This window comes from Paraburkholderia sp. SIMBA_030 (assembly GCF_046535245.1).
Taxonomy (GTDB): domain Bacteria; phylum Pseudomonadota; class Gammaproteobacteria; order Burkholderiales; family Burkholderiaceae; genus Paraburkholderia.
Map to the genome: position 1 here is coordinate 1 of NZ_JAWRXB010000736.1, position 265 is coordinate 265.

Sequence of the window (265 nt, forward strand, 5' to 3'; positions counted from 1 at the left end):
GTGTGGTCGATGAGCGCGATGCTATCCCGCTATCTCAAGGATTTCAGTGATATCAAGCCGGTCGCCTCGGCGCCCGAAGCGTCCGACTTTGCCGAAGAGGCGTTTGGGGGCTTTGCAGATTTCGCGGAAGAACCTGCAGTCGATCTCGAGGCTGAACGCCGCTCTGCCTATGCCGAGGGCCACGCCGCGGCAACGTCTGCTCTCTCCAAGACCCACGCGGACCAGCTGCGGGCTGCCGAGCTTGGCTATCAACGGCAGCTCGATG

At 62.3% G+C, this 265-nt stretch carries 1 protein-coding gene; it reads left to right on the top strand.

The window, feature by feature from the left end:
* Positions 1–265 (top strand): hypothetical protein (locus tag SB772_RS41905; protein ID WP_410838762.1); only part of this gene is annotated, 265 nt, incomplete at both ends.